Genomic DNA, 13,129 nt, shown 5'->3' with positions numbered 1-13,129 from the left:
TTTAATTATCTTTTGTTAAGTTTTTGTGTAGAGAGTGTGGGGACTATTTTTTATTTTCTATGTTATACTTATACCCATGAAAATACTATTATTAGAAGATGATTTAATTCTAAATGAGATAATTGAAGAGTTTTTAAATGGTTTAGGATATGAAGTAACTTGCGTATTTGACGGGATGAATGCCAGTGAAGTTATATATGAAAACCATTTTGATTTATTGATTTTAGATGTAAATGTACCAAATATGACAGGCTTTGAATTTTTAAAAAGCTTAAGAGAAAACAATATCACAACACCAGCTATATTTATAACCTCACTAAATTCTGTAGAAGATATAGAGGAAGGGTTTAATTCAGGAGCTGATGATTATCTAAAAAAACCTTTTGAACTAAAAGAATTAGAACTTAGGATAAACAATATAAAAAGACTTTTACATTTAGATAGTGATGAAATAGAGATTGCAGAAAATATATCTTTTAACAGCAAATTAAACTATGTAAACAATAATTCAATCAAAACAAAATTGCCTTTAAAAGAAGCTCAGATATTAAAATACTTAGTCAACAATGCAAATAGATGTATCTCACAAGATGAACTAAGTTCAAATATCTGGACCTATGAAGGTTTACCTACCTCTTCAACCATAAGAACTTATATAAAAAATATTAGAAAAATTTTAGGGGAAGAGTATATAGAAACAATCAAAGGAGTTGGTTATAGATTTAACAAGAAGTGAGAGGGTAACTTTTCGTAAATTTTTGGGTCTGTATTTAGGCTCATCTTTAATCTTATTATCAATAATCTTTTTTCTTTTTTATAAAATGGAATCAAGACTGCAATACGATTTAATCACTTCAAATATGCAAAATGTAGCCTCAAAAGTTTCTTCAACTATAATATATGCACATCTTTCAGGACTTTCAATCAATACAGCTAAAATGGCAAATTTTATTAAATACGATTATGCTTTATATGATAAACAACACAGAAAACTTATAGGAAATATTAGAGATAAAATCGATTTATCAAAAAAATTACAAAAAATAGATGATAGTTATGTTTTAGTTGATAGTACTCCAAGGGGTCATTTAGGGGTACATCATATTGTTATTAGAGAAAATATTTACCATGATATTATTGTTGATTTAACAGAAAGATTGGTTTTCTCTTTCTTCTTAATCTATTCAACTATTGCTGTTGTGGGATATTATCTAGCTAGTTTATTTATTAGTCCAATAATAAATGAAAGAAAAAAACTAAATAACTTTATAAAAGATACAACCCATGAGTTAAATACTCCAATTACTGCTATTCTTATGAGTACAGGTAAAGATGCACCACTAACACAAAAAAATCTACAAAGAATAAATTTAAGTGCAAAAAGAATCTCCGAGATATATAAAGATTTAGTATATCTATTTTTACAAGATGCCAGTAAAAAACCTGCCATAGAAAATCTTCAATTAGATGAAATTATAAAAAATCAACTTGACTATTTTGACTCTTTTGCACAAAAAAAACGTCTAAAGATTACAGCTTCTACAGAACCTACTATGTTTAAAATAGATAAAGAAAACTTCACAAGATTATTTAATAATCTAATCTCAAATGCTATTAAATATAATAAAATAGAGGGGAATATTGATATCTCATTGAAAAATCGAGTACTTACTATAAAAGATACAGGTATTGGAATAAAAAAAGATAGAATAAAAGATATTTTCTCAAGATATTATAGAGCCACAAAAGAGCAAGGTGGTTTTGGTATAGGCTTAAATATTGTATATCATATTTGTAAAACATATGATATTAAGATTGAAGTTGAATCAGAAGAGAATATTGGAACAACGTTTAGATTAACATTTAAAGATTAAGTTTATATCCCAAACCTTTTATTGTGGTGATTTTATCTTTTCCTAAAATTTTACGAAGATTTTTTATATAGGTTCTAATAGTTGTAGCAGTGGGAACCTCATCATAAACCCAATTGTTTAAAGATATCTCATCTATAGAGACTGATTTATTTTTATTTTTTATAAAATACTCAAAAACTTTTGCTTCTGTTTTCGATAAGTGATTAGATTTTTCATTTATTTTTAGTATCTTTTCATCATTATCATAAAAAATATTTTCAGATAATTTTACAACTCCACTATCTTCTATATGTCTTAGTCTTTTAATATTGTTTATTCTAAGCTTCAACTCACTTAAATGGAAAGGTTTTTTTATATAATCATCAGCTCCTGCTTTAAAGCCATCTTCCATATCTTGTGAAGTGTGTAAAGAGGTTATATATATTGTGGGGATATCTATAGAGTTTGACTTTAACTCTTTTAAAAGTTCAAATCCATTTAAACTAGGTACATTTACATCTAAAATAAGTAAATCAAACCTATTTTCATAAATAGCTTCTAAAGCCTCTTGTCCATCAAAAGTTGTAAAGACTTCATAATCAAGCTCTTCTAAAAATTCTACAATAATCTCATTTAATAGAGTGTCATCTTCTAAAAGTAATATTTTCATAAAGAAAAGTATAGTATAACTTTGTGTAAATTTTATGGAAAACATTTATGTTATAATCTCAAAAAAGGATTTTTTATCAAACTAACACAAAGTGAAAGAAAAACATTTATAAGATTTTTCACCCTTTATCTAGGTGGATCATTCGTTCTTATGATACTAATTGCTTTTTTATATTACCAAAATGAAAAGAAGCTATATTTTGATTTGGCACAAACAAAAATGAGAAATGTAGTGTCAAACATCTCTTCACAAATAATTTTTGCACATATGAGTGGAAACTCTTTAGATATGAATCAATTTTTAAAAACAGACATATATCAAATCTCTTTTTATGATAAAAATAAAAATCTCCTATATGGAAACCTAAAAGATGAAAATATCGATTTTTCAAAAAATATTATAATGCATGAAAAAAATTTTATTCTTATTGATAAATCAACATATGGACATCTAAATATTTACTATATAGCAATTAAAGAGAATGTATTTTTCAATAGATTAAGTGCTCTTCAAAAAGAGATAGTTATACTTTTTTTATTTATATATATATTTATTTCCATAATAGGTTTTTTTCTAGCAAGACTATTTTTAAAACCAATAAAAGATGAAAGAACTAGACTAAATAACTTTATAAAAGATACAACCCATGAATTAAATACTCCAATTAGTGCTATTTTGATGTCAGCAGAAGATGAAGAGAATCTATCATCAAAACAAGTAAAAAGAATAAAACTTGCAGCCCAAAGGATCTCTGAAGTCTATAAAGACCTAACCTTTATATTTCTAGAAGATAAACAAAATATCTCAAATCCCAAAGAGTATAATCTAAAAGATTTAATTGAATCCCAATTAAAATATTTTGAAGCCTTAGCTTTAAAGAAAAAAATAACTATGAATTCTAGTCTTGAAAATACCTTTTACACTATTGATGAAAATGATTTTATCAGACTTTTTAACAATATTCTATCAAATGCAATAAAATACAATAAACAAAAAGGAAATATAGATATTATCCTAAAAAACAATTCTCTTATCATAAAAGATACTGGAATTGGTATAGAAAAGTCTAAAATAAAAGATATTTTCAATAGATACTATAGAGCTACAGAGTTTAGTGGTGGATTTGGAATTGGACTTAATATTGTTCATAATATTTGTGAAAAGTATTCAATAAAACCCACAATTGAATCTAAACTAAATGAAGGTACTCGTTTTACCCTAACTTTTTAAACTTTTATTCCGCTAAGTGTTTATATTTATGATAAATCTCTTTACCTTTTTCATTTCCTAATTGCATTGACTTTTTGGCATCTTTAACAGCATTTTTATAATCACCTTTATGGTAATAAGCCCCGCTTCTTTCTAAATATGCCCTTGCATTATCAGAATTTAAGTCTATAAATCTGCTCCAATACATTATAATTAAATCCCATTTATTCTCTTTTGCTAATATAAAATCCATTACTAAATAATGATTAATCTCATTTGGATTTTTATCAATTGCATCTAAACAATATGAATAAGCAGTAGATAATTCTAACCTATCCATATAGATTCTTGCTAAACTATTATAAATATAACTATTGTTTTCATCTACTTCTAATGCACTTAAAAGAAGTTTTAAAGCCTCATCACTATTATACTTTTCTCTCAATTCTCTTGCTTTTGTATACATAACTCGCGAGATATAGTTTCTATCATCTTTTACAGCTTTTTTACTTGGATTTAATGCATAAGCATAAAATATATCTTCTTTTGCATTTTCAAAATCACCTATTTTTGCATAAATTTTTGCTCTATATCTAAAATAATCTTGATTGTACTTATCCATAGATATAGCTTTATTGATATACTCTAATGCCTCATCATATTTTTTTAGCCAATAAAGATTTCTTCCTATTCTAAAATAGATTAAAGGATATTTTTTTGTCAAATTCAGAGCTTCTTTTAAAAGTTCATTTGATATTTCATACCGTGAAGATAATGAAGCCAAAGATGCTTTATCAATCAAAATTGCAGCACTCAAAGGTTTTAATTTTGGATTTTTATGTATTAAAGGTTCAATTGTATTAATATAATATTGCATTTGTTCATATGAACCTCCCCATCTAGGAATCAATGTGAGCATATATGCTTTTCTTAAATAAAATGATTCGGGGTAAATAGATATTGATTCATCAAATGTCTGTTTTATTAGATTATCCTCTCCTATTGTATTATATATCCTGATATATAATAAATAGTATATGTATGTTTTTTTATTTAATCCTATACTTGTTTCTAAATCTTCTTTTGCTTTTTTCATATATTCTGACATTTTTTCAAATTGTTCTATTTTAGTTTTATTTGCATATGCTCCCCCTCTTTCTAACCATGCCATATTATAATAATATATTGCCCTTGCTAGATAAGCAGTATAGGCTGTAGGAGTTTTTTCTATCCACAAGTTAAAAAGTTGTTCATAAGATTTATCTCTCATATCAAAAATATAGTAACTATCAATTAAACTTTTTTCATCTTTACTTTTGTTCTCAAAAGAGATATCTAAATTTTTTAAAGTTGTATTTAGTTTATTGAAATCCTTGTTAAAAAAAGAGTTTCTTAATTGAATAATTGGATTATCTGGGTAGTTTGTAAATTGCTCATTTGTTACTGCAACTTGAAGAGGTAAAGGTTCAACAATAGTTTCAGTATCCTGATTAAAAATATATAAAAAACTTATTATAGGTATTATGCTAAATAAAAGTGCATATACTAAAAATGATAAAATTTTTTTCATGAAAACTCCAATAAATATATTTTAAAATTATATAATTATATATATTTAAGTTATATTATTTCCACACTCTTTCCATATTAAAGGAATAAACTTCTTAAAATTTTTTAAGGAGTCATTATGAAATTATTAAAAATAGTTTCTATTTTAATCTTCTCTTGCATTCTTTTAAATGCAGAGCCAATCGATTTAAAAGGTAAGAAAGATGGATATGAAGTTCAACTTCAATCTGAAAAATCTTTAGTTGTAGGTGATAATACATTTGTTGTAACTCTTGCTAAAGATGGTGTAGCAGTAACAGATGCAAAAGTTAAAGCAAAGTTTTTTATGCCAGAGATGCCTGGTATGCCTTATATGGAATATGTAGGAAAAGCAAAACTTGTTGATGGTAAATATAAATTTTTAATCAATTTATCTATGAGTGGAACTTGGCAATACCATTTGTTGTTTAAAACAGCTGATGGAAAAGTTCACAAAATCAGATCTAGTGTAAATTTATAATGAAAAAACAATATCTATTAACTGCACTTTTACCTTTGTTTGTAAATGCTCAATCAGTAGATAGTATTGTAACTAGTGCTTTAGAGAAAAATTCATCTCTAAAAGCACTGGAATCTTCTATTAATATAACAAAAGAGCAAATTGCACTTTCAACAAAATGGGATAATCCTGTAGTAAATATTGGTGCTACAGATATTCAATTTAATGATTACAGAGCAAGAAACAAAGAACCTATGCAAAGTCAATTTATAGGACTTACTCAAGCTATTCCTTTAGGGGATAAACTACAATTGGCAAAAGAGGTTGCTACAAATGATTATACGATTTCAAAATATAATCTAGAAAATAAAAAACTTGAACTTAAATCAAATATTTACGAGTATGCCTATAAAATAAAACTTTTAGAAGAAAGAATCTTTTTATATAAACAGTTTAAACTAAATGTAGAAAAATTAGAATCTTTATTAAAAGATTTTTACAAATATGGAAAAGCAAATCAAAAAGATATATTAAGTGTTCAAATACTTTATAATGAACTTAATCTAAAACAACAACAACTTCAAACTTTTTTAAATACAAGCTATTTAAAACTTGAAGAATTAACATATGAAAACATTTCAAATATTGATATTAATACAGATATAAAACCAATAGTTCTTTCTAAAGATATTTCAAATCATCCAAAAATTTTATCTTTTGAACAAACACAAAATAAATTTACAAATATTTCAAAACTTGAAGAAGAGAAAAAAATTCCAGATATCAAGATGAATGTAACTTATTTTGAAAGAAGTCAAGAGTATGAAGATTATATGAATGTTTCTCTTTCTTTTCCTCTTCCTGTTTATGGAAAAGAATCAATTAAAGCAACAAAAGCAAAATTTCAATCTCAACAAGTAAAAAATCAACTTGATGATTTGAAAAACAGATTTTATGTTTCTATTAATACTCTTCAAAAAAATATTAATGATTCAATTGATACTTTTAAAATTATAGAAAAAAATATTATTCCAAAATATGATGAGTTGCAAGAACTTTTAGAAAGCAACAATAGTTTTCTTTTAAAAACAAATCTTGACACAAGAGAGTTAATAAAAAATCAAAACGATATTATCAAATATAAATTAAAAGCTGTAGATGAAAAAGAAAAATATTTCTCATCTTTAGCAAAATCATACTATTTTACAAGGATCGAAAAGTGAAACTAATTATAAGTGCCCTACTTCTGGGCTTTACAATACTCAATGCCCAAATTCTTGAAGTTGAGCAGTTGTTCAATAAAAAGCTTACGAAAGTAAAAAAAGAGCAAATAGGTACCTTAAAAAGCTTTTATGGGCGTACTGCTTTTGATGAGAGAAAAATTTATGATATTGTAAGTAGATTTGATGGTTATATCACAAATTTAAGTGCAAATGAACAATACAAAACTATAAAAAAAGGTGAAAAACTATTTTCTCTTTATTCAGATGAAGTTTTAGCAATCCAACAAGAGATTCAATTAACAAAAAAAATAAATAAAAATTTATTAAATAGCAATATTGAAAAACTAAAATCTTTAGATATCAATCCTTCAATCATACAGCAAGTTAAAAACTCAAAAACACTTATAAAAGATATCCCTTTTTATTCACCATCAAATTCTATAATTATCAAAAAAAATATCAATGATGGAAGTTTTGTAAAAAAAGGTAATCTACTTTTACAATTAGCTTCATTGGATAAATTATGGTTTATCGCTTCTGTTTATCAAAAAGATTTGGCTTTTATAAAAAAAGATATGGAAGCAAATATTTTAATAGATGGAATAAACAAAACTATAAAAACAAAAGTTGACAAAATCTATCCAATTGTTACCCGTGAAACAAAAAGTGTAGATGTTAGATTTATAATTGATAATAAAGACTTAGCTTTTTATCCAAATATGTTTGGAAAAGTTTCATTACAAGAAAACAAAAAAGAGATTTTAACTCTTCCAAAAACTGCTGTTCTTTTAAAAGGTGATAAAAAATATGTATTTAAGATGTTATCAAAAACTGAAATTGAACCAATTGAAGTTGAAGCTAAAAGAATCACTTCTAATAAATATGAAGTTATAAGTGGTATTGAAGAGAGTGAAGAAGTTATTGATAATGCTTTATTCTTATTAGATTCAGATGCAGTTACAAATGGATTATATAACTCTGATGATGGGGATTGGTAGGAAATATTATGGTTGAATCAATAATTGCATACAGTATCAGAAACAAATTTTTTATACTTATTACAACACTTGTATTAACTATCGCATCTTTTTGGGCAGTTAAAAATAGTAGCTTAGATGCATTGCCAGATTTATCACCTCCACAAGTTATTGTGCAAGTAAAATGGCCAGGGCAAAGTCCAAAAACAATTGAAGACCAAGTTTCTTATCCTCTGATTTCAAACTTAATGAGTCTTCCAAATATTCAAACAGTAAGAGCTATGAGTTCTTTTCAAAATGCTCTTATTTATGTAATATTTAAAGATGGTACAGATTTATATGACTCAAGAAATAGAATCTTAGAACAACTATCTCAACTTCAAGGATCTTTCCCTGCAGGTGTAGATGTTGCAATTGGACCAGATGCCACAGGTGTTGGTTGGGCTTATGAATATGCATTAAAATCTGATACAAAGTCTCTTGATGAACTAAAAACTCTTCAAGACTATTATTATAAGTTTGCTCTTTTAGGAGTTGATGGAGTTAGTGAGGTTGCTTCTGTTGGTGGATTTATTAAAAACTATGAGATAACTTTAGACCAAGATAAATTAGTACAATATGATATAAGTATTAAAGATATTAAAAAAGCCATAGAAAACAATAATGATGAAAAAGGTGGTAGAATTATTTTAGAAAATGGTTTTGAACATATGATTCAAGCAAAAGCATTTTTGAAAACAAGTGAAGATATTGAAAATATTACAATTAAAACAAATGATTCTATCCCTTTATTAGTAAAAGATATTGCACAGGTTAACATCACACCAACAAATAGAAGAGGAATGGCAGATTTAAATGGTCAAGGTGAAACTGTTGGGGGAATTATTGTTGTAAGATATGGTGAAAACCCTTATGATGTTATAAAAAGGGTTAAAGAGAAAATACAAACACTAAAAGTTGATGGGGTTGAAGTTATTGAAACTTATGATAGAACTTCACTTATTGATAAAGCTATTGATACTTTAAAACATACCCTTGTAGAGGAGTCTATAATTGTAATGATAGTATCAGCATTATTTCTTTTCCATCTAAGAAGTGCTTTGATTATTATCATCACTCTACCAATTACAGTTTTATTTACTTTTCTTTTAATGAAAGCCTTTGGCTTAGGTTCAAACATTATGAGTCTAGGTGGTATTGCTATTGCCATAGGAGCAATGGTTGATGCAACAATAGTTATGGTTGAAAATGCCCACAAATATTTACAAGGTAAAAATGATATATCAAATAAAGAAAGAGTAGAGATAATAATCAAATCAGCAAAACAAGTTGGACGTCCAATCTTTTTTGCACTGATTTTAGTTGTGGTTTCATTTTTGCCTATCTTTGCCCTAACAGGACAAGAGGGAAGACTTTTTTCACCTTTAGCTTTTACAAAATCTTTTGCCATGATTGCAGGAGCAATTTTATCAATTACACTTGTTCCTATTCTAATGATATTTTTTATAAAAGGAAAAATACTTGATGAAAAGAAAAACTATATAAATAGATTTTTCATAGCTCTTTATTCACCACTTTTAAATATCTCTTTAAAGTTTAGATATGTGGTTGTGGTTTTATTTATAGGTACAATTATCGCAATCTATCCTGCATATAAAAAACTAAATTGGGAATTTATGCCCATGATGAATGAGCAAACTTTTATGTATATGCCAGTAACTCCTTATGGTATTGGAATTGATTTAGCAAAAGAGTTAACACAAAAAACAGATAAAATCATAAAATCTTTTCCAGAAGTTGATACTGTTTTTGGTAAAGCAGGACGAGCTGATACAGCAACTGACCCTGCACCACTTGCTATGATTGAAACAATTATAACCTTTAAGCCAGAAGATCAATGGCGTGAAGGTATGACATACAAAAAATTAATGGAAGAGATGGATAAAAAACTGCAAGTTGCAGGTTTAATCAATTCTTGGACTTACCCTATTAGAGGAAGAATTGATATGCTTCTTACAGGTATTAGAACACCTCTTGGCATAAAACTATATGGAAATGACCATCAGGTTTTAGAAGATACAGCAAATAAAATCGAGCAAAAGCTAAAAAAGTTTAATAAGACTCTATCGGTTTCTACAGATAAAATAAATTCTGGTTATTATCTAAATATCTATTTAAAAGATGATATGATAGATAGATTTGGTATCACAAAAAATGATGTTTTATCAACTATATCTTTAGGTGTAGCAGGAGCAAAAATCTCTACACTTTTTGATGGATTAGAAAGATATCCTATCTCTTTAAGATTTAAAGCTGAACAAAGGGAAGATATCACATCTTTAAATAATCTTCAAGTAAAAACAAAACTTGGTTTCCAACCAATATCAATGTTTGCAAAACTTCACTATGAAGAGGGACCATCAGTTATAAAATCAGAAAAAGCATTAAATGTAAACTTTGTATATATCACTCCTAAAAGCGATATTTCAACAAAACAATATAAAGATGAAGCCCAAGAGTTATTAAAAGATTTACAACTTCCTGATGGATTTTATTATGAGTGGTCTGGACAAAGTGAATATTTAGAGTCTGCTATGAATAAACTTATTTATATCATTCCTCTTACATTTTTAATTATTTTCATACTTATATATTTTGCACTTAGAAATATTATCTACACTATGATTATATTTTTTACTTTACCATTTGCACTATCAGGTGGATTGTTTTATTTAGATTATCTAAACTTTAATATCTCTATTGCAGTAATCGTTGGATTCCTTGCTTTACTTGGAGTCGCATCTGAAACCTCTATTGTGATGGTTGTTTATCTAAATGAAGCCATGATTGAATTAAAAAAATCTACTATGGAATTTAGTAAAAAAAATATCTCTATGGCTATTTATAAAGGTGCAGTATTAAGACTAAGACCTAAGCTTATGACACTATTTGCTATTTTAGGTGGTCTTATTCCTATTATGTATATTGATGGGGTTGGAAGTGAAGTTATGCAAAGAATTGCAGCTCCAATGATTGGTGGAATGACTTCATCAGCACTATTAACACTTATTATTATTCCATCTATTTTTTATATTATTGCATTGATTAAAAAAGAAAATATAGTTCAAGAAAGTTTATCTCACTAATTTTTTAGTGGGATAAATTAAAAGCACACGATTACTACACGATTAATTTGTATAATTCTCTCACAGCTAAACGATATATAATGAAACTTGCGTTTAAACTAACTAACGACTAAACCAACAACCTACAAGATTTTCTCCTTTTGCAAGTTTCATTATATTAAAATTTAAAAAATCCTGATAAGTGATTGTTGATTACATTTGTGTTTGTAGATTAGTATTGTCTTCTTGGTCTTTCTTCTCTAGGTCTAGCTTCATTTACTCTTAGAGTTCTACCTTCAAGTTCACTACCATTAAGTTCTTCGATAGCTTGACTTCCACTAACGTCAGTCATCATTTCAACAAAACCAAAACCTTTTGATCTTCCTGTTTCTCTATCTGTAATTACTTTTGCACTTTTTACTTCACCAAACTTTTCAAAAGCACTCTTCAAACCATTGTCATCTGTTCTGTATGACAAATTTCCAACATAAATGTTCATTCTTAATCTTTCCTTTTCAAATAAGTATGAACATTATGCCTTTTTAATTTATTTTTGGCAAGTAAACTTAAGCTTCTTTGTCAAAATTTCTTTCAATTGCGGTAAAAACTCTACTTTTTACCTCATTAAACCCTAATACTGCCATGATGTCATAAACTGATGGAGCCTGTGTTCCCCCTGTTAATGCGATTCTAATTGGTTGAAATAGTTGTGGGAATTTTAACTCAAATTTTTCAATAAATGGTTTAGTAACTGTTTCATAATCACACGCTAAATGTAATGTATCTTTTACCTCTTCTAGAGTTTGCATATAAATTTCAAGAATTTTAATAGTATCTTCTTTTACAAACTTCTTAGTTCCTTTTGCTTCATAAGAAGTTGGAACATCTAAAATTTTATAAATAGCTTCTTTTAATTCAATTAATGTTTGAGCTCTCTCTTTTGATAAATCTAATAGCATCTCTTTTTTATCATGACCGCTTAATTGACAATCAAAAAACTCTAACTCTTTACATAATCTATCATTTGAAACATTTTTAATATAGTGTGCATTTAGCCATAAAAGTTTCTCTTCATTGTATGAAGAAGCAGATTTATTTATATTTTCTGGATCAAATAGTTCTAACATCTCTTCCATTGAGAAAATCTCTTGGTCTCCATTTGACCAACCAAGTCTTACTAAAAAGTTTAATAAGGCTTCAGGTAAGAACCCTTTTCTTTTATAATCCATCACATCAAGTGCACCATCTCTTTTTGATAACTTTTTACCTTGAGGATTATTTATCATAGGTACATGGTAAAATTTTGGAACATCAAAACCTAATGCTTCATAAATTACAATTTGTTTTGCTGTATTTGTTAAGTGATCATCACCTCTAATTACATCAGTCATCTCCATAAGTGCATCATCAATTGTAACAACAAAATTATATGTAGGCATTCCATTACTTCTTGCAATTACAAAATCATCAATCTCTGAACACTCAAAATTCATAAGAGATCTTACACCATCAATAAATGTAATTCTTCCCTCATTTGGAGATTTGATTCTTACTACTGGTTCAACACCTTCTGGAATTTCAGGTAAAGTTTTACCCTCTTCTGGTCTCCATGTTCCATCATATCTTGGAGTCTCTTTATTTGCCATTTGTTTTTCTCTTAAAGCATCAAGTTCCTCTTTTGACATATAACAATAATATGCTTTACCCTCATCTAATAGTTGTTGAATATATTTTTTATAAATGTCTAATCTCTTAGATTGATATTCAACTGTTCCATCATAAGATAATCCAACCCAATTAAATGCTTCTAAAATAGCATCCATTGCTGCTTCATTATTTCTTTGTGTGTCAGTATCTTCTATTCTTAATCTAAAAGTTCCTTTTGTTTTTCTAGCCCATAAATAGCTATATAGTGCAGTTCTTAATCCTCCAATGTGTAAATATCCAGTTGGACTTGGAGCAAATCTAGTTACAGCCATAGTATTCCTTATTCTTTTTTATCTTTATTGTTTATATAAAAGCCTA

General features: G+C 27.1%; 11 protein-coding genes. 7 read left to right on the top strand and 4 right to left on the bottom strand.

What is annotated here, in order from left to right; all coding sequences use genetic code 11:
- Positions 1 to 76: 76 nt before the first annotated feature.
- Together ACKU3H_RS04280 and ACKU3H_RS04275 are read left to right on the top strand one after the other, a co-directional pair.
- The gene (locus ACKU3H_RS04280) at positions 77 to 736 is read left to right on the top strand and encodes a response regulator transcription factor (RefSeq protein ID WP_320035744.1); all 660 of its coding nucleotides are present in this window, start codon (positions 77 to 79) and stop codon (positions 734 to 736) included.
- Positions 711 to 1,874 (top strand): HAMP domain-containing sensor histidine kinase, encoded by a 1,164-nt coding sequence (locus ACKU3H_RS04275; protein ID WP_320035743.1) that lies wholly within the window; start codon positions 711 to 713, stop codon positions 1,872 to 1,874. Before ACKU3H_RS04280 ends, ACKU3H_RS04275 begins: the two co-directional genes overlap by 26 nt.
- Here the strand turns inward: ACKU3H_RS04275 and ACKU3H_RS04270 are convergent.
- Entirely contained in the window at positions 1,864 to 2,523 is a 660-nt protein-coding gene (locus ACKU3H_RS04270; protein WP_320035742.1) for a response regulator transcription factor, read from the bottom strand. The genes ACKU3H_RS04275 and ACKU3H_RS04270 overlap by 11 nt on opposite strands.
- A gap of 150 nt (positions 2,524 to 2,673) precedes the next feature.
- Between ACKU3H_RS04270 and ACKU3H_RS04265 the strand changes: the two genes are divergently transcribed.
- A complete protein-coding gene (locus ACKU3H_RS04265) occupies positions 2,674 to 3,753 on the top strand; it encodes a HAMP domain-containing sensor histidine kinase (protein ID WP_320035741.1) in 1,080 nt (359 codons plus the stop codon).
- A gap of 4 nt (positions 3,754 to 3,757) precedes the next feature.
- Here ACKU3H_RS04265 and ACKU3H_RS04260 read toward each other — a convergent pair whose 3' ends face one another.
- Positions 3,758 to 5,302, bottom strand: a complete 1,545-nt coding sequence (locus tag ACKU3H_RS04260) for a DUF4034 domain-containing protein (protein ID WP_320035740.1) — start codon at positions 5,300 to 5,302, stop codon at positions 3,758 to 3,760.
- A gap of 117 nt (positions 5,303 to 5,419) precedes the next feature.
- Between ACKU3H_RS04260 and ACKU3H_RS04255 the strand changes: the two genes are divergently transcribed.
- Genes ACKU3H_RS04255 through ACKU3H_RS04240 form a run of 4 tightly spaced genes read left to right on the top strand, consistent with a single transcriptional unit; the run spans position 5,420 to position 11,125 of the window.
- Positions 5,420 to 5,800: a FixH family protein gene (locus ACKU3H_RS04255; protein ID WP_320035739.1), complete on the top strand. Its 381-nt coding sequence runs from the start codon at positions 5,420 to 5,422 to the stop codon at positions 5,798 to 5,800.
- Entirely contained in the window at positions 5,800 to 7,002 is a 1,203-nt protein-coding gene (locus ACKU3H_RS04250; protein WP_320035738.1) for a TolC family protein, read from the top strand. The genes ACKU3H_RS04255 and ACKU3H_RS04250 overlap by 1 nt, the downstream gene beginning before the upstream one ends.
- Positions 6,999 to 8,000 (top strand): efflux RND transporter periplasmic adaptor subunit, encoded by a 1,002-nt coding sequence (locus tag ACKU3H_RS04245; protein WP_320035737.1) that lies wholly within the window; start codon positions 6,999 to 7,001, stop codon positions 7,998 to 8,000. The genes ACKU3H_RS04250 and ACKU3H_RS04245 overlap by 4 nt, the downstream gene beginning before the upstream one ends.
- A gap of 8 nt (positions 8,001 to 8,008) precedes the next feature.
- Positions 8,009 to 11,125 carry a CusA/CzcA family heavy metal efflux RND transporter gene (locus ACKU3H_RS04240; protein WP_320035736.1) on the top strand — a complete coding sequence of 1,039 codons (3,117 nt, stop codon included), beginning with the start codon at positions 8,009 to 8,011 and terminating at the stop codon, positions 11,123 to 11,125.
- A gap of 211 nt (positions 11,126 to 11,336) precedes the next feature.
- On the opposite strand, the gene ACKU3H_RS04235 is transcribed toward ACKU3H_RS04240, so the two are convergent.
- Together ACKU3H_RS04235 and gltX are read right to left on the bottom strand one after the other, a co-directional pair.
- Positions 11,337 to 11,603: an RNA-binding protein gene (locus ACKU3H_RS04235; RefSeq protein ID WP_320035735.1), complete on the bottom strand. Its 267-nt coding sequence runs from the start codon at positions 11,601 to 11,603 to the stop codon at positions 11,337 to 11,339.
- A 67-nt stretch (positions 11,604 to 11,670) separates the two neighbouring features.
- Complete coding sequence (gene gltX, locus ACKU3H_RS04230; protein ID WP_320035734.1) at positions 11,671 to 13,083, bottom strand: glutamate--tRNA ligase; 1,413 nt, start codon at positions 13,081 to 13,083, stop codon at positions 11,671 to 11,673.
- Between the last annotated feature and the right edge of the window lie 46 nt (positions 13,084 to 13,129).

The organism is Halarcobacter sp. (genome assembly GCF_963675975.1).
In the GTDB taxonomy this organism is placed as follows: Bacteria; Campylobacterota; Campylobacteria; order Campylobacterales; family Arcobacteraceae; genus Halarcobacter.
This window is presented reverse-complemented; position numbering and strand designations above follow the sequence as displayed.